A 25,154-nucleotide genomic window follows, 5' to 3' on the forward strand; every position below is an offset into this window, starting at 1 on the left:
ACAGTTCTATTTTGAGTAAAATATTGTCATTTCATGTATTAGGACGATATTTTGTTAAATACTTCCGGATATAATTTATTAGCGCGTTTCTTATGTTTGGGACTGCCTTGGCATTGTAACATTGAAAGAATAAAAAAGCGAGAGTTTAAGGTGCTTTTTTAGAGTAATTATCTATTAAACAATTATTTACACTTATTCTTGTTAATTGTGTGAAAATAACACTTGCTTTGTTTATTTATTTTTGTATTTTCATATCATTAAAAATTCAATTATAAACCGCCTTTGATAAGATTCTAAACCGAGTGTCTTGTAAAAGCAAATAAATAACTAATAAACATACAATTTAAACCATTAAACAGTTTTTATGATTAATTGCCATTATTTCTCAAATCAATGGAAGAGAGCGTTTTGGACTGGCTCGTTGTGCTCTTTAGTAGCACTAAGTCCTCACTCTGTAGACGCCGCGAGCTTTGCGCATTATGGAAATCTCTTTCAACAGGAATTAAGTGTTACTGGGGTCGTACGGGATGAAGGAGGATCGCCAATATCAGGTGTTACCGTGTCAGTCAATGGAACTAATTTAGTCACCAAGACGGACAATGAAGGTCGTTACAAATTGGACAAAGTTCCAGCCAATGGCACGGTCAATTTTAGAATGGTCGGTAAACAGGCGATGGACGAAGTGGTCAATGGACGAAGAGCCATAGATGTAACACTTCTAAACTCCCAGTCAAGTCTCGATGAAGTCGTTGTGGTCGGTTACGGCAAACAACGGAAAGAAACAGTAACGGGAGCTGTGGCTACTGTGAAAGGGAGTGATCTCGCTCAATCACCGGCACTGAACATTTCCAATGCAATGACCGGAAGAATACCGGGGGTTATTGCTACCAATGGTAGTGCTGAGCCCGGAAACGATGGGTCCACGATCAAGATCCGTGGTACAAACACCTTGGGGAATAGTAGTCCGCTCATAGTTATTGATGGCGTACCGGCCCGTGAAGGTGGGATTGAGCGACTTAACCCCAGGGATATCGAGAATATCTCTGTCCTAAAAGATGCTTCAGCGGCGATTTATGGTGCAAGAGCAGCCAATGGTGTTATTCTTGTGACCACACGTCGGGGAAAAACTGGTAAACCGCAGTTTTCTTATACCTTTAACCAAGGGTATTCCCAACCAACGGTGATTCCTAAATTGACGGATGCGACACAATTTGCTGAAATCCGTAACGAACTTGAGATCTACAACCTTCCAGTAGATGAGTGGTCAGCTGGATTGAATGCCCTAAATGAGACAGGATCCTACACAAAAAAGGATGGAACTGTTCTGGGAGCACCTTTCAAACCGGATGATATTAAAAAATTTAAAGATGGTTCAGATCCTTGGGGGCATCCGAATACAGACTGGTATAAATCCACATTGAAAGATTGGTCTCCCCAGCAACGTCATAATCTCCAGGTCAATGGCGGTACTGAGGATGTAAAATACCTTTTGTCATTGGGGTACCAAAATCAAGATGCTTATTACAAAAATTCTGCAACCGGTTACAAACAGTATGATTTACGGATCAACTTGGACGCCAATATAAGTCAGTATATCAAAACCCAATTCGGCGTATTAGGTAGGCAGGAAAACCGTAATTATCCAACTAAAAGTGCAGGTACGATCTTTCGGATGCTGATGCGCGGAAATCCGACGCAACCTGCAATTTGGCCAAACGGTAAACCCGGACCTGATATCGAGAACGGCGAAAACCCTGTCGTTATTACGACAAATGCCACTGGGTACGATCACGACAAGCGCTATTACTTCCAGACAAATGGACAGGTAGATATTACAAATCCCTGGGTCGACGGCCTTAAGCTAACCTTAAATGCCTCCGTGGACAAATATGTGAAAAATCAAAAAACATGGGGGACACCCTGGACTTTATATTCCTGGCCGGGAGGCTATGAAGCCGACGGTAAAACACCTTTGTTACAGGCCGGTCGACGTGGTCCTGCGGACCCGAACCTAAACCAAAGCAACGAAGATCAACTCAATATCCTGTTAGGCGGTATTTTAAGTTTTGACCGAAAATTTGGAGATCATCAAGTGAATGCGATCGCAGGTGTAAACCGGGAAACTATTGACAACGATAAGTTTAGCGCCTATAGACGTTACTTTTTATCGAACAGTATCGATTACCTTTTTGCGGGGGGAGAGCAAGAGAAAAATAACGATGGGACAGCATGGAAGCGCGCGCGCCTGAATTATTTTGGTCGTTTTGGATATAATTACAAAAGCAAATATATTGCCGAGTTTCTTTGGCGCTATGATGGCTCTTATATGTTCCCGGAGAGTGAACGCTTCGGATTTTTCCCTGGAGCAATGGCCGGCTGGGTCGTATCTGAAGAGAACTTCTGGAAAGAAAACATTCCTGTCATCAATTACTTCAAAATTCGTGCATCCTATGGTCAAATGGGGAACGACAATATTTATTGGGAAGATAAATTACAGGAGTATCAATATTTTTCAACCTATTCATTCGGAACCTATATTGTGGACGATAAACTGGCTAAAACACTCTTTGAAAGCCGTGTGCCAAATGAAATGGTCACTTGGGAGGTTGCCAATAATTATAACTTAGGTTTCGATTTTCAATTCTTACAGGGCAAATTAAATCTGGAGTTTGATCTCTTCAAAAACCGCAGGAACTCCATTTTATGGAGGAAAAATGCTTCTGTTCCACAGAGTACTGGTATGACTCTTCCGGCAGAAAATATTGGTAAAGTGGATAACAAGGGCTGGGAATTTAATCTCGGTTATAAAGGTAAGGCCGGGGAACTCGGGTATACGGTTGGTGTTAACGGCGGTTATGCGAAGAACAAAATTATATTCTGGGATGAGGCGCCAGGTGCTCCGGCATGGCAACAAAGCACGGGCAAACCGATCAAAACAGATATCTACTATATCTATGATGGCGTATTTAGCGATGTAAATGATATCAACAATGATAAATTAGACTATAGTGCTATTGTTGGGGCCGAAAAACGAAAAAATGGTGATTTGCGCCCCGGAGACATGAGATATAAGGATGTTAATGGTGACGGAAAAATTACGCCAGATGATAAAGTCAGAAGAGACAAAAATAGTGACCCAACATTTCAGGGCGGATTCAATTTCAGCTTGAGCTATAAAGATTTTGATTTGTCCGTTTTATTCCAGGGAGCAACGGGTGGAGAAATCCGCGTCGGTACAGATGAATCGGGCTCTATCGGTAATTTTCTTGAGGAATTCTACGATAAGCGTTGGAGCATAACTAATCCGAGTAGCGTATATCCACGACTAACGGATCGCAGTAACCAATATTACTCGTATAACAATACCTATTGGATGCGGAGTACGGATTATCTACGTCTAAAAAATGTGGAATTAGGTTACAACCTACCCTCGACGATCTGCGATAAAATCGGTATCGGATCATTGCGTGTCTATGCAAATGGTATGAATTTAATCACCTGGAGCAAGATCAAGATGTATGATCCAGAAGCGGTAAATGCATTAGGACAGTATTATCCGCAGGCTAGGTTAATTAATGCAGGCGTGTTACTATCCTTTTAAATGCTAAAGAAGATGAAGATAAAAAAGGGGCTACAGTGTAATCTTGCTGTATATGCGAGTTACCAAAATAACGAAAGGCCTATGAAAACTTATTCTCAGAAATATAAATCAGATAATAAAATGAAAAAAATTGCAAATATATCTCTGCTCTTGCTTGTGTTATCGACTGGTTTCCAAGCCTGTAATGACGATTTTGTGAATACAAAGCCGCTGAGTGAGGTTCCCAATGAATTGGTATGGTCCGACGCAGGACTGTCTGAGGCCTTCGTCGTCGATATCTACAATGGCTTTGGTGTTGGCGGTTTCTATGAAGAAGAAATGGCATCCATGACAGATGAGGCTTTGTTCACGCATCCCAATCGCGGCATTAATACCGTAACCGAGTCACGATCCAATCCAGCAGATCAGGGGCGTATCATGGATACCTATGAATATGGACGAATGTATGTGCGTATTCGCGCCACGAATATTGCAATCTCAAATTTGAAACAGGCCAAGTTTGATCAGGAAAAGGCAAATAAATTACTGGGAGAAGCATATTTCCTACGCGGATACTACTATCAGCAGCTCCTACGTTTCTATGGCGGTATACCGATAGATAATAAGATCTATACCTTGAATGATAAAGATTATATGGTGCCGAGAAATAGCTATGCCGAGTGTGTTGATGCCATCGTCAATGATCTGGACAGCGCAAGCCTTCTTTTAAAAGATTCAAAGGCTGCTAAAGGACGCGCGAGTGAAACCGCTGCCCTAGCATTAAAATCGCGTGTGCTATTATATGCAGCTAGTGACCTCCACGACGCCAATAAGGCGGGGGCCAAATCTGCGCTCTTAAAAGCTTACACAAAACCAGAATATTTGATGTATACCAGTGGCAGCCAGACCGAACGTTGGACAAAAGCAAAGGAAGCGGCAAAAGCTGTTTTGAACCGGGCCGATTTTGCCTATAAACTGGATTTGACGTCCGCAGTTTCTGCCGAAGAAGGTACAGCAAACTATATGGCCCTATCCCTCGGCGGTGGAAGTAAAATGGCAGATGCCGTAGCTGCAAGGGACATGATCTTAGGCCGTTATTTTGTTGACGAAAAAGACGAACGCGGCGGCTGGGTAGGACGTGACAACGGACCCAACGGATATCATAACTGGGCGGGTAATACGCCAATACAATTGCTCGTAGATGATTACGAGACGAATGACGGTAAAAAGTTTGACTGGTCAAACGCTGCCATGGCGGCGGCTCCTTATCAAAATCGTGATCCGAGACTGAAAGCCACAATTTTATATGACGGTGCTGACTGGAAGCCAAGGCCAGCAGATGTGACAAAAAGAGATCCCGTTAACCAGATCCAAACCGGTCAATATGAAATTATCAATGCGGAAGGGGCTAAAGTCACCCATTTTGGTTTAGATACCAGAAAAAGCCCCGTTGAGGATTGGAATGGCTCAAGAACAGGATATTATATGCGTAAGTTTGTTGATCCCGATCCTGCTCAGGAAGATCAGAATACAAGGCAGCGTGTCCCTTGGCCCATGTTACGTTATACTGAAGCTGTACTAAACTACGTGGAGGCTTGTATTGAATTGGGGGAAGAGGCGGAAGCAAAAGCCTGGTTAAATAAAATTCGGTTCAGAGCAGGAATGCCTGCAATTGAAGAAACAGGAGCCGCGCTTAAAAATCGCTATCGCAATGAACGCAGGATAGAGCTGGCTTATGAAGAACATCGTTTTTTTGATGCAAGACGCTGGATGATAGCTGCCGAAACGATTGGGCGTAAAGCCAATATCATCAATATCACCGGCACACTGAAAGACAACAAAAAAGTAACACTGTATAAATACGATCCAAGCAATTATACCTACAATTACGTTGTAAGCAATATTGATCCCGGAATTGAAAATAGAAGCTGGAACGATAAGATGTATTTTACATCGCTACATCGCGACGAAATAAATAGAAATACAAAACTCATCCAGAATCCCGGATACTAAAGATCATGAAAAGTAGCTCTCCAAAAGTCCCGGAGAGCTGCTTTTTTTATTGCGCCTTTTTCTGACGTTCAATGTTGGGTAATAACCCTGTTGCAACACCGATTAAGGGAAGGTAAGCACAGATATTGAACACATGTTCAATGGAGGTCTTATCGGCCAGCCATCCCAGAAGGGCGGAGCCTATTCCACCCATTCCAAAGGCAAGTCCAAAGAAGAGCCCTGCGATCATACCTACTTTGCCCGGGATCAATTCCGTTGCGTATACCAGGATAGCGGAAAAAGCAGAAGATATAATCAGTCCGATCATAACAGACAGTAGCAAGGTCAAGGTCAGCCCTACATGTGGTAAAAGCAACGTAAAAGGTGCGGCACCAAGTATTGAAATCCAAATAATCAGTTTGCGCCCATAACGATCGCCCAGGGGGCCGCCGAGTATTGTTCCGACCGCAACCGATGCCAGAAAAACAAAAAGATAAATTTGAGATTCTTGTACACTAATACCAAACTTATCGATCAGATAAAATGTAAAGTAGCTGGTCATGGAGGCCATGTAGAAATACTTTGAAAATATGAGAATCAGCAAGATAATCAGCGCAAAGATAATTTTGGATTTGGAAAAGTTCGACTTTATCTGTGCATTGCCATGTGTCGCCACAGTAGATTTCGGTCTAAGGTGCAATTGATACCAATTTCCCACATAGGTAAGGATTAAGATAGCTAAAACTGCCAATACACCAAAAACACCGATATATTGTTGACCAAAGGGGATAACAATCAGGGCGGCAAGAAGCGGCCCGATCGCACCACCGGCATTGCCGCCCACCTGAAAGATTGACTGCGCCAATCCCTTTTTGCCGCCGGAAGCCAAATGGGCAACACGAGAGGCCTCGGGATGAAAAATTGAGGAGCCCATCCCGATCAGGCTCACTGAAAGCAGGATATAAATAAAACTGGAAGCGAAGGCAATACAAAGTAAACCGGCCAGGGAAAACAACATTCCAATAGCTAGTGATCTTGGCGTGGGGTTTTTGTCGGTATAAAGTCCGACAAAAGGCTGCAGAATGGAAGCTGTAAGCTGAAACACTAAGGTAATAATACCAATTTGGGTAAAACTAAGCGCATAATTAGACTTTAGTAAGGGATAAACAGCCGGAATAACCGATTGAATAAGATCATTCAACAAATGGGAAATGCTAATTGCAAACAAGATAGGGTAGACTGTCTGGGAACTATTCCAAGAACCATCCGCTTTTAAAGATTCTGTTTTCATAAATTAATACATCAGGTCATCTGATGTTTTCTTTCGTGATTTATTGTTATTTGATTGTCGGGATCATAAAGGATAAAAGGTTAATAAAATTATTTATGTTGGATAATTTGATTCGCTACTACAACAGCCTGCTGGATATTTTTATCTTTAATTGCTTGCATTAAATCCTCATGCTGCTTTTGTGAGGCGAGAAATGGTGTGGTATCCTTATAAATTTCCATGAAAAATTTATTAACGTGAACCGATAAGGTATTATATAAGGCTGTCAGAATATTATTGCCGCAAGATTCAGCAATAGCGCTATGAAAAGCGATATCTGCTTCCACACAAGCAATAAGATTTCCTTCTGTAGCATATTTTGTTCTGTTTTTAAGTGCGAGCCCCATATCTTTCAGTCCGTTTTCTGTTCGATTTACTGCTGCTTTTTCAATAATTTTCAATTCCAGGACATGTCTTACCTCAAAAATATCGTTAAAATTACCCTTTTCAATTTTTGCGTCAAGTGCGTGATGTCCAGTCACACTCTTGATAAAAGTTCCTAACCCCTGTTGTACATGCAGATAACCGGATTGACTTAAATATTTAACGGCCTCGCGAATTGTTGATCTTCCTACCGCAAACTGTTTCATTAATTCCGGCTCAGTGGGGAGTTTCGAATCAATCGGGAAATTGCCCAGTTTAATTTTTTCTTCAATCGCAGCAGCAACTTCCTCAGCCAAAGATCTTCTTACAATGTGTTCAGTTTTCATATAGTCATATCATCTGATGATTGCAAAGATAGAATAATATTCAGTTGCTGTACAAATATTTTTTTAATTTTATTAACCTGCCCATCGCGGTCGTTCTTTAAAGACCTCGATAGTGGCTGAGGACTGTTGATAATGAAAAATGATTTCAGGCTCTATGGAGTTTTCTCTTACGTCCACACCCTTTAGCGTATCAAAAATATCCAGATTTCGTTTGAGCAGTGGCAGGGCCCGAACGTATAAATCTTCAATAGTTTCCATACTACGATGGGTTTGGTGATCTTTTCGACCCTGTGCCCGGGCCAGACAAATATCGAGATGATCGGTGTAGAAGAATAATATTTCTATTCTATTATCGGAATGAAAAGCTTTGACCATTCTCAACATGTCGAAATGTTTTCTCAATCCTAAATTGACTTCTATCGCAAAGTCCCGGTTGGCGGAAAGTTCATGCTGTAACATTTTTTCAAATCGTTTGTACCCACTCCTGATGCCGAGCTCGCGATAACGCTGCACGATAAGATCGGGATCAAGTATTTTTATACCCTCAGGAACAAAGTCTGGTCCGAAAGTACTTTTACCGATGTTAGGTGGGCCGGCTATGATATATATTGTTGCCATATTTAGATGCTTTGAATTGTTCCATCTTGATATTCAGCGACCATCTGTCCATTTTTCCGGTAAATCAAAGGTTGCTGTCGGGCAAAGACGTAACTACGGATTTTCTGTTTTAGCTCTTTTTTCCAAGCTGTTTTTTCTTCCATGGCCATAATAAAAGGATCTTTTTGCATCCTTCCAACCGTGATTAGTTCCTCTTCTTGAATTATTTTTTTCATTTGGCATTTAATTAATTGCTGTCGCGATTGCAAGTTAAATATAAACAGATATTGTTAAATACTAAAATTATATTAACATAAAATAATCGGTTTGCGGAATATATTTTTGGGTAAAATATCCCTGGTTAGAAAGCAGAAATAAAAAAAATGCACATGTCGTAGTCATCGGGAAGTTGTTAACTTGCTTTGTAGGCAAATATTTCCCAGAAGTAAGGAGGCAATATTAATGAAGATCTTTAGCCGCAAAAAATGCTTTTTGTTCACTGCCGAACCGATAATAAGTAGTCAAAAGAAAACAAAATATCAAAAATATTCTTTTACTAAGTAACTAAACTTAGATAAACTTAAAATATGATTAATTCACGTAGAGATTTTATAAAGAAAGCTGGGCTGTTGACTGCAGGTGTGTATACAGGAACACATGCATTCAGTACTTCAAGTTATCGACGGATTATTGGCGCAAATGACCGCATCAATATTGGGGTGGTTGGATTTTCAGATCGACATAAAGGAGCACACGCTCCCTCATTTCTTGCAGCCTATAAAGAGCTGAATTTTGATATTATTGCTGTAAGCGATATCTGGAAGCTGCGTCGGGAGGAAGGCGTGGATTTCTGGAAACAAAAGCTGGGGCATGCCATTAAACCTTGCCTGAATAATGAGGCCTTGTACGACATTAAGGATGTCGACGCGGTATTTATTTCGACCTCTGATTTTCAGCATGCGCTACATGCGATAGAAGCGGTACACGCCGGTAAAGATGCTTATGTCGAAAAACCACTGGCCGAAACAATGGAAGATGCCCGTGCGGTATTAAAGGCGGTGAAAGATAGTAAACAGATTGTGCAAATCGGTTCACAACGTCGGAGCGGTTTGAATTACTTTGCGGCAAATGATTTTATTAAAAGCGGAAAATTTGGAGATATCGTCATGGTAGAACTCACCTGGAACGTCAATCAGCCGGGACGATGGCGTAGACCTGATCTAGTGGGCAAACTAAGAGAAGAAGATACCGACTGGAAGCGATTTTTGCTTAATCGCCCGAAAGAACCTTTCAATGCCAGACATTATCTGGAATATCGATTATTCTGGCCCTATTCATCTGGCATTCCCGGACAATGGCTATGCCATCAGATTGATACAGTGCATTGGTTTACAGGTCTTCCGCACCCTCGTAGCGTAGCGGTAAATGGAGGAAATTACCTTTGGAAAGATGGTAGGGAAAATGCGGATACCTTTACTGCTGTATTTGATTACGGTCCATTAAACGATCTGACTAAAGGGTTTCAGGTATTGTTTAAATCCAGGCAGACAAATTCAGGCGTCCTGAACGGAGAGGAGGTGAAGGAAATTTATTACAGCAACGGTGGGACGCTCAATTTGGACACCAATAAAATATCGGCTACCGGCGGTCTAACTGAAGCCTACGCTAGTGCAATGGGAATGAAGGCAAATTTGTTGCCGGATATCGCCTTGAATAATATCCGTGTCGGTACGGCGGCGAATACCGGCGGGGATGTTGTTACAATGGCACATATACGCAATTGGATGGAATGTGTCCGTAACCGTCAAGAACCCAATGCGCCAATTGAAGCGGGGTATAACCATTCAATTGCGGTTATTATGGCAAATGCAGCGTACAGGACAGGAGAAAAAATTATTTTCGATGACAAGCAACAAGAAGTGATTGCAGGGGGGAAAGCATTCAAATATTAACGAGGTTTAATTCAGATCAATCCGACAAATGAAAAAACTACTCTTACTTACTCTATCGCTAGCGGTCATTATACCCCTGGTGTCCGCCCAAAAAAAACAATTTATAACTGTTCGGCAAGACAGCGCGCGTAAGGAAATTATTGTTACGGCAAATGATAGCCCTTTTACCGCATTTATCTATCCGGATAATTTGGAAAAACCGATATTGTATCCGATTTTTGCCGCCAATGGCGAAGTTATTACCCGAGGGTTTCCACTGGCTCCACGTGCGGGGGACCCCACAGATCACCCACACCATATCGGCTTGTGGATGAACTATGAAAGTGTCAATGGCCTTGATTTTTGGAATAACTCATCTGCCATACCGGAGGTTAAGAAAAACAAATATGGCTGGATCAAAACAACGGCTATCTCCGAAACTAAAAGTGGTAGAGCCGGTGTCATAAAATACACGGCAGACTGGTGCGACATCAAAAAACATGTGCTGTTGAAAGAACATACCGCGTTCACTTTTACGGCAACAACGAATATTAGAATCATCGACCGGACAACAACATTTACTGCTATGGAGGCGGTTTCTTTTGCCGATGTCAAGGATGGGCTATTAGGTCTGCGTGTCGCACACGAACTGGAACTGCCGTCCAAAGAAGAACGGCAGTTTACAGATATCCACGGTTCCGCAACAACAGTTAAGCGCAATTCTGAGCATAATGTTACAGGCCAATACCTGACCAGTGAGAATAAGACAGGGGACGATGCTTGGGGCACCCAGGGGAAATGGTGTATGCTTTATGGACAAAAGGGAAAAGATACCATTGGTATAGTGATTATGGACCATCCGGATAATGTCGGCTATCCAACTTATTGGCACGCACGGGGCTACGGCTTATTTGCTGCCAACCCACTTGGACAAAAAGTTTTTAGTAATGGGAATGAAGTCTTGAATTTTAAACTGGAAAAGGGCAATTCAGTTACATTTCGGTATCGTATTCTCATTTCATCAAACAAAAAAAGGTTGCCAACAACAGCAATCAACAAGTTGTGGGAAGAATTTGCGCTTGTCGATGAGAAAGTCAACAAGTAGCAACGATTTGTCTTTGACCGATGCAATATATGCTGCTTTGCAACTATAGGATGATAATTGCAACTATAAGTAGTGCAATAACAACTAGAAGTAGTCGTTATTTTATTCTATTCGACCATGGCTCCGTGTATCTTTGCAGAGTCAAACATAAACGGAATTACAATTATGGACGTAAAGATATTAGGCAATAGAATTGCCAATGCGCGAAAATCACAAAATATGTCTCAGGCTCAACTCGCAGGGCTTTTGTTTATTAGTCCACAGGCCGTCGGAAAATGGGAGCGTGGAGAATCCATCCCTGATTTTATGACAATCCATCAACTGGCCGATATTTTTGCCGTGGGATTGGACTATTTTTCTGACAGCACTCTGGTGGAACGGGGCAGGGAGCTTCCTAAACTTACGGATTACAATGCTGATGGTATATTAGCCGGAAAGAGCCGCGACGTGGAGCCTAGCACGGAGCCGGAACGAACACTACTGACTGATTTCAGCGGCAGTGCTTTAGCAGGAACTGATTTTGTGGGTGTCTATGCCCCCAAACGCAAATTTCTGGGAAGTGATCTGCGGAATGCTGATTTTTCGAACGCTGATCTCAACGGTAGCTCGTTTAAAGGAAGTGATCTATCCGGAGCCAATTTCAAGGAAACCGATTTGAGAGGCTGCAAATTTTCTGTAAACAATCTCACTGGCACCAGCTTTAACAAGACTATCCTTACGGACACGGAGTTCTATGCCTCCGAGCTTAACAAAGCAAATTTTACGGAGTCTTCCTTGATCAATGTTAAGACCACATCTACTGATCTCAGAAAAACAGTATTTGAAAACTGTTCGTTTAAAGGTGCGACATTTAAATCCTGTGACATGAGCGGCATCAACCTCGATGGACAGATCTTTATTGATGTCATGTTTGATCGTGTCGCGCTGACAGGTGCATCTTTTCAGGGAGCGACATTTAGAAATGTCTCATTTCGGTCCACTTCTACCTTGACGAACAGGTATTACAAAACACTCCAAACAATTCGCTTCGACGGGGCAATGATGGACAAGCTCACATTTGCTTCGCTCAAGGGGCTAGGTGTAGATCTTTCTCTTGTTAAAACCTTATAAGCGAACAGTTCTTGGCAAATGAGCCCTGTTTCATCTACCTTTGAAAGTTCCAATAAAATTCTCGAGGGTAGAAATGTGGATATCCCCACTGGGAAGTGCATCATATAGAGTTTTGGTACAGGTATTGATCAAAAGAAACCGACTTTAATAAGTTTTTTTTAAATTAGGACATTAAATTGATCTTATGAAAAGACTTCCAGTTCTATTCTTTTTATTGATTTCAAATGTGGGCTATTCTCAAAATCTCTCACCTTACGAGAAAGGTAATGGTAATCAGTCGACGACTTTTGAGGAAATGCGCAAATTTTATCAGGGATTGGCGAATCAGTTTCCCGCAATCAGTTATGAAACAAAGGGAGAAGATGACAACGGGGCCCCGATCGATGTTGTCATCTTCAATCCATCACAACAAAGCCGGGAGGAGGCAAGAGAAAATAAATCGGTACTGTTTATTAATAATGGCATTCACCCCGGAGAGCCCGATGGAATTGATGCAACCATGATGCTTATGAGAGATCTGGCAACGGGCAGGATAAAAACACCTAAGCATGTTATTATAGCTGCGATAGCGAGCTATAACGTCAGCGGAATGTTAAATCGTAACGGGTTTTCCAGAGCGAATCAAAATGGACCCGAAGAATATGGCTTTCGTGGAAACGCAAGGAATTATGATCTCAATAGGGATTTTATCAAAACAGATACAAAAAATTCGCGGAGTTTTCAGCAGATTTTTCAATGGATAAAACCAGATGTTTTTATTGACAACCATGTCAGCAATGGCGCAGATTATCAATATACGTTTACTTATATCTCGACCAATAAGGAACGTTTGGGGAAAATTTTGGGAAACTATTCTAATAACGAAATGCAAAAAGTACTGTTGACGGATCTTGAAAAAAATGGATTTATTTCAGTCCCCTATGTCAATATTCACAATGATGTTCCAGATCTTGGTTTTCCTGTTTTCATGGATTCACCAAGATATGCAACAGGTTATACGAGTCTTTTCAATGTCATTGGAACAGTGGTCGAAACACATATGTTGAAGCCCTATAAAGATCGTGTAAAGGCAACGTATCATTATATGCTAAATACGCTTGATTTTATGGAGCGAAATCATAAGATTATTCAACAGAAAAGAGTCGACAATTTAAAACAGTATCGTATTGGAAGCAAATATTCCATTGCGTGGAAACTTGATACAACGAAATATGAAAATATAGACTTTAAAGGATTTGAGGCAAAATATAAGCCAAGTGATGTTTCCTCCGAAAAAAGATTGTGGTATGACCGAAATTCCAAATTCTCAAAACGGGTTAAGCTGTACAATACTTACAGTCCAACCAAGGAAGTCACTATTCCGAAGTATTATGTAATCCCACAATCCGAATGGAAAGTGATTGACTTGTTAAAGCTCAATCACATCAGAATGAATCCAATTCAACAAGATTCGACCATAATTGTGGAACAATACCGGATCAACGATTTCAAGACAACTTCTGCTCCTTATGAGGGACATTATCTTCATTATGATACCGATGTGCTCAGGGAAATGAAGGAAGTGAGGTTCAGGGCCGGAGACTTTTTGGTTCCGCTGGATCAGGATGGCGTAAAGTATCTTATGGAGACGCTGGAACCCGAAGCGATAGATTCCTATTTCAACTGGAATTTCTTTGATGCGATTCTTGGGCAGAAAGAATATTATTCTGCCTATGTTTTTGAAGATACGGCAGCCAAACTTTTAAAAGAAAATAAGGATTTAAAATCTGCCTTTGATAATGAAAAAGCAGGTAATCCAAAATTTTCGGCTGACGGAAAATCCCAATTGGATTGGATATATAAGCATTCGAATTATTATGAAAAATCACATTTACTGTATCCGATTTTTAGAATTGTGCCTTAGCAAGGTATATCTTTTTCTATAAGTCCGTACTGCGGCTGTTTTTCTGAGCAACTTTGGTTGCTATGCTTTTTGCTGTTGTTTTAGCAGCAGGTGCCACTGTTTTCTTTGGCATTGCCTTAGGCTGCGGCTTAGCTGGCGTGCTGGTATTTTTGACTGCTACCGGAGCCGCTTAAAATTACCTTTTGCCGGTTGCACAGAATAACTTTGAAGTGATAAATCAAGAAGCTAGTGGTACTTAAATAAAAATACCCCTTCCCAACAAAAGGGATACTTTTATTTAAGCTTATTATGCGAGCTGATTTCCTAAGCCTGTTTACATACCGATGGAGCAAGCTTTGTCGCTATACTTTCCTCATCCTGCGTTTGCATTTTTGGGAAAGTGACAAAACTCATCGCAAATGTAATCGCTAATAGCAAGATACTTACCCATAAAACATAATGTACACCATAGTAGACGCTTATTATCCCTCCAAGAAAAGCACCTAGGGAAATTCCGATATTGAAGGATGAAGTAAGTAAGCTATTCACAAATTCAAGGGCGTGATGGGGAATCGACTGAGTTGTCCGAATATTTGAAACCAGAAATCCACCCGTATGAATCATTCCCCAGATGGAGACTATAATGACCATTGGTGCAAATATTCCGCCTAAGTAGTAAGCGAGCACCTGTACTGCGATTAAAGAAGCCAAAAAGAATCTTGCTGTTAATAGCACGTTTCTGTTTAACGCCAGGCCCATCAGCCAATTTCCTAGCGTTCCCATGCCACCAAAGAGCAGTAACATAACACTGATCTGTGCGCCATCCATCTTAGTAATTTCTTCCAGATAGGCGGTAAGATAGGTGTAACTGGAAAACATCGCCGCTAGTGTACAAATGGTTGAAATCAGGTTGAGCCACAGAAGAGGACTTTTCAGTACCGCGATCTGATTTTGTGTGGATTTTGTATTGTCCGCAGGAATAGAAGGTATAAATACCAACAGACCTATACAAGCAATTAGACTGATCGCGCTACTAAGGAAAAATGAAGCCTGCCAATTATTAAATAGATCTACCGCGTAGGTAGTTAATGGGATTCCAAGTACAGTGGCTAAGCTGAGACCCAACATGACCGTAGAAACACCCTTTGCCCCACTATTTTTAAAGGCAATAGCGATAGAGATATTCCAAAATAGCGGATGTAATATTGCTGGCAGGATGCGAGCCACCATCAACATAGTGAAATTTGAAGAAAATGCAGAGATTAAGTTTGAGAGGACAAATATGCTCATAACCAGACATAGGAGAAGTTTCCGATTTATTTTGGTCGTGAAGGAAGTGATAAAAGGTGACGAAACTGCCACCGTTATCGCAAAAGCACTGAGTAACCATCCGGCAGTATCTAATGATATGCCGAATTCGCGGCTAATTGTCGGAAGGATTCCAACTATTCCAAATTCAGTTGTAATTATGCCAAATGCACCAAGTGCCAGGACGTAGATTGATTTTTTCATTGCTATCTAAAGTTTTGATGTAGCAAATTTGAACAGAAATATTTTGAAAAATCAGTATTTATTAATGATAAATAGGTATTTTTGCGTTATGAGGAGAGAGAATATCGATCAATTGGTCAAAGTGGAATACCATCAGGTGGTAAACTGTCCTTTAAAAGATAACCAGTTTTCCTTTTTTCAAATCATATATGTCATTTGTGGAGGAGGATTTCTTAAAATTAACAATAATACCGCTTCATATAGCAAGGGCAGTCTCATACTCCTTACACCAAATGATCAGCATAATTTGGAAGTAATCGAACATACAGAATTTTTGCTCGTTAAGTTCAGCGAACGGTATGTAAAAGACTACAAGTGGAATAGCATAAATTCGATGGAATGTCTATTATATGGGGCTTCCTATTTGTCCGGGTGCATTTTACAGAATAAACCTGATGTTATTCTGGTTGATTCGATTGTTTCCTCGCTTCTCCATGGCATCAATCATCCGGACCTCTTTCAGGAGGAGCTGACCTTACATTATGTGAATGCATTGATTGTTATTGCGGCAAGGAATATTTCAAAGATGAGAGTAGCACATGTGGCATCCAATACAGATAAACGGGTGTTAGACATTATTAATTATATCCAGGGAAATATCCATGATCCGTCATTGTTAAAAGTATCTTCAATCGCTCATAAATTCGGCTTCTCTGAAAGTTATCTTGGCAGCTACTTTAAAAAGCAATGTGGTGAAACTATCCAGCATTATATATTAAATTATAAAATGCGATTGATCGAGCATAGGCTTCTTTTTAGTGATATGCGGATCAATGAAATTGTGTCCGAATTTGGTTTTTCAGATGAGAGCCATCTGAATAAATTTTTTAAAAAGACACACGTAGTGAGCCTGACGGAATTCAGAAAATCGAAAGGACGTATAGCAATGCAAGTTTAAAGATTGGGAAAATTAGCTTCTTTTCCTAAAGGCTCTGCTTAAATCGAAACCATTGACCGGAAAATCCGGGAAACAGTTTCGTTTCCCGGATTTTTTGTCCATTGCTAGGCAGCACAGTAGTTTTTTATTTAAACAGCTAGTTTATTTTCTAAATAGACCTGTCTGAGCTGTGATCCCCATGCTTCGACAGTATGATCTTCTGCACGGTCAGCCCGATCAAAGAAAAAGTGTTGCTTGATTTCAAGACCACAATAACTATATATACCTTTATCAGAGGTCAATTTTAGGGCTTTGTCCATTCCGGTTTCTTGGTATTCCATCATTGATTTACCCTGAGAATTGATGATGTATGCCGATTTTCCGGTTAGTAGGCCTTTTTGAACACCGGCATCATATCTGTAGGCAAATCCATAACTGAATACACGGTCTATATATCCTTTCATAATGGCAGGCATACCCGTCCACCAGATGGGGTATATAAAAGTAATGGAATCGGCCCATATAATATAGTCCTGCTCTCTTTTTACGTCCTGATCCACAATTCCCCGGCGTTGGCCGTTGACATCATCAAGGGACAATACCGGATTAAAATTTAATTGGTAGAGATCTCTTACGATGACTTCCTGTCCATTTTGTAGCAAGGTTTCTTTAACAATTTGCTTAAAGTGATTATTTAAACTGCTGTCAATTGGGTGTGCATAGATGATGAGATGTTTCATTGTTTTTATTTTTAATTGTTTGAATGGAACAAATTTATCAGGAATGCAATCGGGAAAATTGTAAGAAAACGAAAAGGCCTATCCATCAGATGCCCTGCAGACATCACGCTGAAATTTTAAAAATTTTTTAGGTGAAGTATTGATAAAATGTTGGAAGTCATGAATCAATTGGCTTTGGTCATAATAGCCACATTCCTCGATTATTTTAAACCAGTTTACCTTTCCTGTTGAAGAGGCTAGCTGTTGGATGAATCCAATCGCTTTGATAAAACGCTCATATCGACTCAATTCCTTGGCGCTGAATCCAAAATGTTTTTTATGGATGAGCTGAATATTTCTTTCACTGTGTCCGGTTTGCCCGGCAACAGATTTAACAGGATTCAGTGGCCCGGATTGAAAATGGAAAAGTAGAGCAGAAATATCATCCTGCGACCTCAAATAAGGCTTACAAAAATTTAAGATACACTTTACTTTCTCTGCCACATCGTCGATTTCATTTAGCTGCTGCCATAAATAGTGAAAGCAATTGTCCAACAAGAGCTCGTCAGGATCCATGGTCTGATCCCCGGAAGGGTATGGTCTACCAAAAAAACGAAAAAAAGCATCAGCTTTGAAATTGGCGATCAATAGCTGTGTCCCCGGGAGTAAAGTGTAAGAAAAGGCTTGTTTAACTGGGCCGAGTACAATGCAGTTACCAATGCTGATTTTTGCCTTTTCTTTGGAGATCAGTAAGGCCGGTGTCCCGAAATTAAACACCATCATTGTCTGAAATGATGGTAGCAGTGTTTTTGTAATATTGTTTTCTGATGTATTCGCTGCAAAGTAAAAATGAGAAAACACTGTTTCAAATTCCTCCGGAACGGGAATCCTGTAGCTTTGATATGTTTCTTGGTCCGTGCTCATCAGTTTCTAAGGCCAATTTAATAAAAAATATACGCTAAAATTAGAAATCCGATAGTCATTTAGATAAATCGCCTGAACCTAAAGCACCTGGCGTAGATGGGAGGCAATCGATGGACAAAAAAACGTGTAGCAGAAATCTGCTACACGTCGTTAGAAGATGCGCCATGCAACTCCCAGATTGACTATTCTACTTAATTAAGCGATACGTACATTTGTGGCGTTAATGCCTTTTTTTCCATTTTCCAAATCAAATGTTACGCTATCATTTTCGCGTACTTCATTGATCAGACCGGTAACATGTACGAAAATGTCTTCACCACCATCAGCTGGTGTAATAAAACCGAAACCTTTTGTCTGGTTAAAGAATTTTACTGTTCCTTCTTGCATTGTATTATATATTAGTATTAAATTATTCTGTTTACACACGTTGTATAAAGGATTCTGTCCCAACAACGAGAAATAATCCATTTGTTTGCAAGAAATGATGTTTTGTATTTAATGGGCTTGGTGTTATGCAAGTTCAAAAAGGTACTTCACTATTATTTTGAAAACAAAATTAGCTTCTGGAAATGCAAAAACTGAGCGGAAAGGGATACTTGACGATTCAGAAAAGCAAGGGCGGAACCTGATTATGATACAAGTATAGGTATAAAATATTGGTATATAGTATATTTTGTGTTTTATTTTCAGAATAAATTCATTTACTGCCTTAATATCGCATTAAAGCTCCTTCTTCCAATAGAAATCACGCATGAAGAAGGAGTTTTTAATTTTACTTTGCAGAACGATATTGAATCATTCGACTAAGTTTATTTTGACATGGCATGAATAACCCCGATATGCGACCTAAACGCTGCCCAAAAAGTCCTGAATTCGTTGTATTGCAATTTATACTCCTTGCAAGTTTGTTTTACGATACGGTTGAGTGCAGGATAATGCACATGGCTTATTTTGGGAAACAGATGATGCTCTACCTGAAAGTTAAGTCCGCCGAGCAGCCAGGTTAATACCTTACTCCTTGTAGCGAAATTGGCCGTGGACTGGATCTGATGAATCATCCATTCTTCTTCCACACGTGCTCCCTCAACTGTTTTAAATTCAGTTCCGGAAACAACGTGTGCCAGTTGAAATACCGTCGCCAGACTCATTCCGCAGACAACGCCAGCAATTAACAAACCAAAGAGGGTAGGAAGCCAACCGACAAAGATAATGGGAAGAACCACAAATAGCGAGAAATGTACGATCTTACTGAGCCAAAAAATGACACGCTCCCTGACCGGAAAATGAAAACGCTCGGCTTGATTTCCCAAGCGGCCGCGGAAATATTTTTCATAATCCTGATAAAAAATCCAGGCTAAATAGGAGATACCGTATAACAGCGGAAAGTAAAACCGTTGATAGCGGTGGTGTTTTTTCAGCTTCTGATCATGGTGGATACGCATAAATTTAATTTCAATATCGTGGTCCTCACCATCAATATTGGTATACGTATGGTGGGCGATATTATGTTTAAGTTTCCAAAAATAGATATTGCCGCCCAAGAGATTGAGTGTGTAGGACAATACCGTATTCAGACGTTTGTTATCCGAAAACGAATTATGTCCGGCATCGTGCATGATATTGAAGCCGATAGCAGCTAAGTTAGCTCCGAAAATAAGGCATAGCACGACAGCAATGCTCCAATGAAGTGGAACGAAGACCAAGAGAATATATAAAAGGATAAAAGTAGCCAAAAGAATAGTGGCTTTCAGAAATATCCTTCGGTTGCCAGTCTTTTGCTTTAACGAATTATTAAAATAATTATTGATTTTTTGCTTTAACGCTTTGGAGAACAATGTATTAACATTGTCGAATTTAACAGACTGGGACATGTGATTTCTGAAGTGGAGATATTTCTCGTATTTAATTTGCAATCTAAAGTGATTGACTGATGTGAAATTACATTTTATATTTGAATCAACACTATACGATAACGTTAAATGCATGTTAAAGTATTGATTTTTCAATAAACTTAAAGCGCCGCCGATTAACCAAAAAAACCCGAGCGTAAATTTCGGGCTTTTTATCATTTGCTTATGCAAATCAAGTTTTACACTTTAATCGAGATCTTCGATGGTAGCATTGGGTGCATTTGATTTTACGGATTCAATTCCGTTTTCCATTCCATTTGCACTTTCGTACATTTCACTTGTTCCGATAACTTGACCATTGGTCGCTTTCAGATTGAAGTAATGTTTACCGTTTGTCGAAGTCTTTCTGTCAAATTTATCATCGTCCTGCGCATTTCTTTTTACCGATTCAACGCCGTTTAAGCAATTTGCCTTAGTTTTATAGCCCTCACTACTCAGAATTACCTGACCATTTCCTGCTTTTAAATTAAACTGAAACTCACCATCTTTTCTTGTTTTCACTACAAATTTTCCCATTTTTTTCTATTATAAATTTTATGTGATAAATGCGATTCGTTATTATACTATTAAAGATAACGTATAAAATTATTTTTATTGTGAAACAATGATTAAATAATCGGCATAAAGTTATTAACATATTGAAATGGTAGACAAATGTTTACATCATCTGATCAATTTACTTGATTACTTATTAGCGAGGATCAACTCTTAATTTAGAGGTTGAATATCTGGCAAACTTTGCAGTATAGAAATTTTCGAAAATAGCCGAGATTCTGACGAGTTCTTTTTTATACGTTTCCAAACCAATTTTATTCAACAATTAAAAGCAAGTTCCATGTTATCAATTCCTTTCTAAAAAACGAGAAAAGTGCTTATCCGTCAATATGGGGGTGATCAACTTCGTTTTTCCAATTCAAGCTACTTCTGTTAATCTATATTTTTTTTAGTATGTTTTACGATATCCATAAGTCTTTATATGTGTACATACTTTTTCAAATTCTTTTAAACTGCAATTTAACGCTAAATTCTTTTTGTTCTTGAATATAAAAATTAATTTTCCATCGCTATATTCTAATTCGAGTTGGTTTATAGCCGCCATGCCTTTAAAAAAAGATCGACCACTAATATTGAAATTGATCTTTTCCGAAATAAAATCAATAGAACCTATGGGGAGGCCTCCCGAGCTAATGTTAAGCCGAAGGTAGTTTTCGCTAATCACATCATGCGATGTAGTGGTCATATTTGCTGTTAGGTTTGCCAAAGCTCTCTTTTTTTACTACTCGTTTGGTTTCGCCTGCCGAAGGCAGCTTACGATGCAGAAAGGCATTTCCAGACTTTGTGTGTCTACCCTGATAACGACTCTCATCTTCCGTCTTTGCATCATGTGATAGATTTATATCGTTCAATTATGCATTATTTTTATGAAACAAAGTAAAGTAAAATAAATGAGCTGCCAAAAAATAATACAGATGTGATATACATCTATTCTGTTAAGTTGGCGGGTCTATCGTCGAGCCAGTTATTAGCAACTACTCCTTAACCTAACACCAGATTTGCTTGACAAACCGAATTATAAAAGATAACAAGCTACCGCCAATAAGGATTCTGCATCAGAGGTGGGCTAAGTGCAAAATACGTTTTTTACGAATCATAAACGAAACCCAGTGAATTGTAAATGGTTTGCCCTTGATACACAAAATATCTTAATTTTAAGATTTAGCAAACAACAGTAAATAATTAAAAAGACAAAGTTGCGCCAATCTTCGAGTAACTGCAACTTTGAAAAACCGCTAAAACAAATGAATTGGAATAATTATTTATTAGAACAGAAAAGCCCAGTTGCCAACTATGCACATCTGGGCGTTTTCAAAGGGGCTGTGAACGGAATTTTTGACTTATCTACAATTCCTACTGGCACAAAGATTTTGGAAATGTCAACACCCTTAAAAAAGTTCAAATTGACTTATACAAACCTTTCTTCGTTAAATGGAAATAAAAATATTGAAGCAATAATATTAGGAGAAATTGACGATGAGCGAGTTGGTGTATTTTCGACATTACCAAATCTAAAATATCTTCATATAAGCATAAACAAACAAAATGAAATACCAGACTTAACGCCTTTGAAAAATCTGGAGGTGCTAATTCTTTCCAGTATCAAGAAAGTAGATAATATCAATTATCTTAGTGGTTTAGTCAATCTTAAAACTCTGTATATCCACGAGATAAATAATATGTATGATTTAGAACCATTATCTTCTCTTGTGAACTTAGAAGAACTTTATTTAGACCACGGAAAAATGAGCGGAACAGGACAATCCGTCAAAAGTATGGAGCCAATATCGAAACTAACCAATCTGAAATATCTTGCTTTTATACTAAATGTAGAAACGAAGAGTTACGACATCAGCGCTTTATGTTCACTTAAAAAATTGCAAAAACTGCGTATTTTACCAAGATATTTGGAAAATGGAAATAAAGAAAAGCTTTTAAATGAACTACCATTATTATCTGAATTATAAAAAATTGAGAAATCTACTGCTGGTAATAAAAAATTTGCAGTAGGGGGTGAAACTTCAAAGTTCGACAGTAGTTTTTCAATTGAACTTGAGAAATTTTATCGGCTTGTGTGCTTTGATTTTGAGCCGGAGAAGAGAGCCCCAGAGCGTTTTAATCAATTTTACTGAACCCCAAAATCAAGAGAAACAAAATGGCTAAAAAGAAAAAAACACTTCCAAAAAATTTTGACGGATTAATTAACGAAAATAATATAGACAATCTCAAAAAGGTATTTGATACCTGTGAATTAGATGCACGAGGCGGTTATGGAAAAGCAACTGCTCTTAGTTTCTTCAATATTCCTGACGAGCTAGTTCGTTGGCTGGTAGAAAACGGAGCCGACATTGAGGCTGTCGATTATTACGAACGTACGGCACTGCATCAACACGCAATGGCCCGAAGTGGAAAGGTTACGATACTTTTAGAACTTGGGGCAAATATCAATGCAGTTGATAAGTATGGAGACACACCTTTGCATTTTGCAGCAGGAAGTAGTTTTAATATTACTTCGGTAAAAAAATTAATTGAATACGGCGCGGATACAAATGTTCTGAATGCAAATGGAGAGACACCCCTTGAAAAAGCTCTGAACCGTGCCAATAATATCGATATCGTAAATTTAGTAGAAATATCGAGTATCCTACTGAAAAACGCGGCGATAACTCCAAAAATGCGAGATAACATTACCCGTATCGGAGAAAATTTTGAGTTTCATCGTGAAAATTTCAACAAAGATTATCTGCAAGAAACTGACGAAGCGCTAAGCAAACTTTACGAAATATATAATGTTCCACCGGTAAGAAAACGCATTATGCACGATAGCGTATCGCCAATTGTTTTAAGTGGAACAACCTGGCAAACACAATTTGAAGAATTGTGGGAACTTTTAATTCCATCAAAAGGATCTGCAAAAACAGTGCAAGGAGAAGTTGTGCGAATTGCAGGAAAAGTAAGAGATGAAATATACAGAAACGGTGGCGGGAACTGGAATCTTTATTTCAAAAAAATGTTGGACGCATTTCTTGCGCATTTAGCTTCGAATAACGCTTTGTCAGTTGATGAACTAGAAAAACTAACTTCACTTGTACAAAGCATTCGCAAAAATGGAGATGCAGAAACGGACGAACTTAATTATTTATGCCAGCTAGCAACAAAATGGGTAATCCTTAATCCGATACCGATTTTACTTGAAGAACCGAATTATAAAAGATAAAAAACTACCGCCAAAAGTGGGGCCTTCCGTGAGGGCCGCAACGTTTGAGTCAGGTGGGATGATGTATAAAATTTGGGACGCTAATTTTTTCAATTGAACTTTTGTACAAAAAAAGAATGGAAGCAACTAAATATCTTTCTATAATTAATTATTCGGAATGGGAAAAATTATGCAAATCCTATTCAGAAACACACGCCTGCAACGCTATTGGTAAGGATGGAATTTTTTATTTTCGATTAAATGACAATAGCGATAAACCTTTACAAAGTTTAGACAAAATATTGTTCGCAAAGCGCCCCGATGTAAAGCTCATTATCTTACCTTTTCAAGACCCTAAAAAATCCAATAAATATCATGCATATACCAAACAAGATTTTGAAACATTATCGCAACTGACAAATGTGAGGAAACTAGGTCTTTCGATTGCGGCTCAACAAAGTTTCACCGAATTTTCTAGGATTGAGTTGGTAACAGAGTTGTACATTTATGTGGATGTAAGATCTGATCTTCGTTTAGTGGAAAAGTTTCCCAATATAAATTACCTCCATTTGCAAGGGAAATTCACCGAAATAGTTTCATTATGTGGGCTAAAAAATTTAAAAGGATTGAGCATATCCGATTTTCAACAAATTGATTTTTCCGTCTTACATGGCATTTCTTTAAAAGTATTAGTTGTTAGTGATTGTCAGGCAAGCGAAAATTTTCCGGTGTTATTATCTAACGGTGTAGAGTATCTGCAACTTTCTGGAATTAAAAAAGTTCAAAACATTGATTTTATTTCAAATGCGACGGGATTAAAAAAGTTATATTTAGATGAATTCGCATTAACGGCGTTACCTGATTTTAGTAAAAATAAAAAATTAAGGGTATTACAAATCAACGCAATGCACAAACTAAACGAAATCGAAACACTTATTAGTTCAAATATCGAATATTTATTTGTCTTGCTAAGCGCAGATAAAGTGCCCGCAAAAGTTTTTTCCGAAGTTCTAGCAAAAATCAAAACGCTAAAAAAAGCCCAAATGCGATTAATGGACAGACACGATAAACGTTATAAGATAATAAAAAAACAATTAGAAAATGCTGGAAAAAGCGGCTTGCTTGCTGAGGATATCAATTTTTTTGAAACATCTTAAACCGAATAAGTTTTTTTATTAATCTCTT

Annotated in this window: 20 protein-coding genes; 10 read left to right on the top strand and 10 right to left on the bottom strand. The window is 39.2% G+C overall.

All coding sequences use genetic code 11. From position 1 onward, the window contains the following. Nucleotides 1–364: 364 nt before the first annotated feature. Entirely contained in the window at nucleotides 365–3,601 is a 3,237-nt protein-coding gene (locus D7322_RS13470) for a SusC/RagA family TonB-linked outer membrane protein (RefSeq protein WP_121124709.1), read from the top strand. 120 nt (nucleotides 3,602–3,721) lie between these two features. Continuing rightward, nucleotides 3,722–5,593, top strand: a complete 1,872-nt coding sequence (locus D7322_RS13475; protein WP_121124884.1) for a RagB/SusD family nutrient uptake outer membrane protein — start codon at nucleotides 3,722–3,724, stop codon at nucleotides 5,591–5,593. 46 nt (nucleotides 5,594–5,639) lie between these two features. Here D7322_RS13475 and D7322_RS13480 read toward each other — a convergent pair whose 3' ends face one another. The 4 genes from D7322_RS13480 to D7322_RS13495 form a co-directional block, all read right to left on the bottom strand. Then, nucleotides 5,640–6,863, bottom strand: a complete 1,224-nt coding sequence (locus tag D7322_RS13480) for an MFS transporter (RefSeq protein WP_121124710.1) — start codon at nucleotides 6,861–6,863, stop codon at nucleotides 5,640–5,642. 89 nt (nucleotides 6,864–6,952) lie between these two features. Beyond that, complete coding sequence (locus D7322_RS13485; protein WP_121124711.1) at nucleotides 6,953–7,612, bottom strand: FadR/GntR family transcriptional regulator; 660 nt, start codon at nucleotides 7,610–7,612, stop codon at nucleotides 6,953–6,955. Nucleotides 7,613–7,684: 72 nt separating this feature from the next. Then, nucleotides 7,685–8,230 (bottom strand): hypothetical protein, encoded by a 546-nt coding sequence (locus tag D7322_RS13490; RefSeq protein ID WP_121124712.1) that lies wholly within the window; start codon nucleotides 8,228–8,230, stop codon nucleotides 7,685–7,687. 2 nt (nucleotides 8,231–8,232) lie between these two features. Continuing rightward, nucleotides 8,233–8,445, bottom strand: coding sequence for a hypothetical protein (locus D7322_RS13495; protein ID WP_121124713.1), 213 nt, complete (start codon nucleotides 8,443–8,445; stop codon nucleotides 8,233–8,235). 351 nt (nucleotides 8,446–8,796) lie between these two features. Between D7322_RS13495 and D7322_RS13500 the strand changes: the two genes are divergently transcribed. The 4 genes from D7322_RS13500 to D7322_RS13515 all read left to right on the top strand — a co-directional run bounded on the left by D7322_RS13500 (nucleotide 8,797) and on the right by D7322_RS13515 (nucleotide 14,258). Beyond that, a complete protein-coding gene (locus tag D7322_RS13500) occupies nucleotides 8,797–10,161 on the top strand; it encodes a Gfo/Idh/MocA family protein (protein WP_121124714.1) in 1,365 nt (454 codons plus the stop codon). 28 nt (nucleotides 10,162–10,189) lie between these two features. Next, complete coding sequence (locus tag D7322_RS13505; protein WP_121124715.1) at nucleotides 10,190–11,245, top strand: DUF6807 domain-containing protein; 1,056 nt, start codon at nucleotides 10,190–10,192, stop codon at nucleotides 11,243–11,245. Nucleotides 11,246–11,410: 165 nt separating this feature from the next. Continuing rightward, a complete protein-coding gene (locus D7322_RS13510) occupies nucleotides 11,411–12,355 on the top strand; it encodes a pentapeptide repeat-containing protein (protein ID WP_121124716.1) in 945 nt (314 codons plus the stop codon). 184 nt (nucleotides 12,356–12,539) lie between these two features. Continuing rightward, nucleotides 12,540–14,258, top strand: a complete 1,719-nt coding sequence (locus D7322_RS13515; RefSeq protein ID WP_121124717.1) for a M14 family zinc carboxypeptidase — start codon at nucleotides 12,540–12,542, stop codon at nucleotides 14,256–14,258. Nucleotides 14,259–14,561: 303 nt separating this feature from the next. On the opposite strand, the gene D7322_RS13520 is transcribed toward D7322_RS13515, so the two are convergent. After that, entirely contained in the window at nucleotides 14,562–15,749 is a 1,188-nt protein-coding gene (locus D7322_RS13520) for an MFS transporter (protein ID WP_121124718.1), read from the bottom strand. A gap of 88 nt (nucleotides 15,750–15,837) precedes the next feature. Here D7322_RS13520 and D7322_RS13525 point away from each other — a divergent pair, with 88 nt between their 5' ends. After that, complete coding sequence (locus tag D7322_RS13525; RefSeq protein ID WP_121124719.1) at nucleotides 15,838–16,686, top strand: AraC family transcriptional regulator; 849 nt, start codon at nucleotides 15,838–15,840, stop codon at nucleotides 16,684–16,686. A gap of 128 nt (nucleotides 16,687–16,814) precedes the next feature. Here D7322_RS13525 and D7322_RS13530 read toward each other — a convergent pair whose 3' ends face one another. The 5 genes from D7322_RS13530 to D7322_RS13550 all read right to left on the bottom strand — a co-directional run bounded on the left by D7322_RS13530 (nucleotide 16,815) and on the right by D7322_RS13550 (nucleotide 20,734). Beyond that, nucleotides 16,815–17,405 (bottom strand): NAD(P)H-dependent oxidoreductase, encoded by a 591-nt coding sequence (locus D7322_RS13530; RefSeq protein ID WP_121124720.1) that lies wholly within the window; start codon nucleotides 17,403–17,405, stop codon nucleotides 16,815–16,817. 78 nt (nucleotides 17,406–17,483) lie between these two features. Then, nucleotides 17,484–18,308, bottom strand: a complete 825-nt coding sequence (locus D7322_RS13535) for a helix-turn-helix transcriptional regulator (RefSeq protein ID WP_121124721.1) — start codon at nucleotides 18,306–18,308, stop codon at nucleotides 17,484–17,486. 195 nt (nucleotides 18,309–18,503) lie between these two features. Further along, nucleotides 18,504–18,695 (bottom strand): cold-shock protein, encoded by a 192-nt coding sequence (locus D7322_RS13540; protein ID WP_104381945.1) that lies wholly within the window; start codon nucleotides 18,693–18,695, stop codon nucleotides 18,504–18,506. A 422-nt stretch (nucleotides 18,696–19,117) separates the two neighbouring features. Continuing rightward, nucleotides 19,118–20,179: a fatty acid desaturase family protein gene (locus D7322_RS13545; RefSeq protein WP_121124722.1), complete on the bottom strand. Its 1,062-nt coding sequence runs from the start codon at nucleotides 20,177–20,179 to the stop codon at nucleotides 19,118–19,120. Between the two features lie 225 nt (nucleotides 20,180–20,404). Continuing rightward, nucleotides 20,405–20,734, bottom strand: a complete 330-nt coding sequence (locus D7322_RS13550; RefSeq protein ID WP_121124723.1) for a YegP family protein — start codon at nucleotides 20,732–20,734, stop codon at nucleotides 20,405–20,407. 1,283 nt (nucleotides 20,735–22,017) lie between these two features. Here D7322_RS13550 and D7322_RS13565 point away from each other — a divergent pair. From D7322_RS13565 to D7322_RS13575, 3 genes are all read left to right on the top strand, one after another. Further along, complete coding sequence (locus D7322_RS13565; RefSeq protein WP_121124726.1) at nucleotides 22,018–22,740, top strand: leucine-rich repeat domain-containing protein; 723 nt, start codon at nucleotides 22,018–22,020, stop codon at nucleotides 22,738–22,740. A gap of 188 nt (nucleotides 22,741–22,928) precedes the next feature. Further along, complete coding sequence (locus D7322_RS13570) at nucleotides 22,929–23,990, top strand: ankyrin repeat domain-containing protein (RefSeq protein ID WP_121124727.1); 1,062 nt, start codon at nucleotides 22,929–22,931, stop codon at nucleotides 23,988–23,990. Nucleotides 23,991–24,106: 116 nt separating this feature from the next. Continuing rightward, nucleotides 24,107–25,126, top strand: a complete 1,020-nt coding sequence (locus D7322_RS13575; RefSeq protein WP_121124728.1) for a leucine-rich repeat domain-containing protein — start codon at nucleotides 24,107–24,109, stop codon at nucleotides 25,124–25,126. Nucleotides 25,127–25,154: the final 28 nt, after the last annotated feature.

The sequence above is a fragment of the Sphingobacterium puteale genome (assembly GCF_003627955.1).
Classification (GTDB): domain Bacteria; phylum Bacteroidota; class Bacteroidia; order Sphingobacteriales; family Sphingobacteriaceae; genus Sphingobacterium; species Sphingobacterium puteale.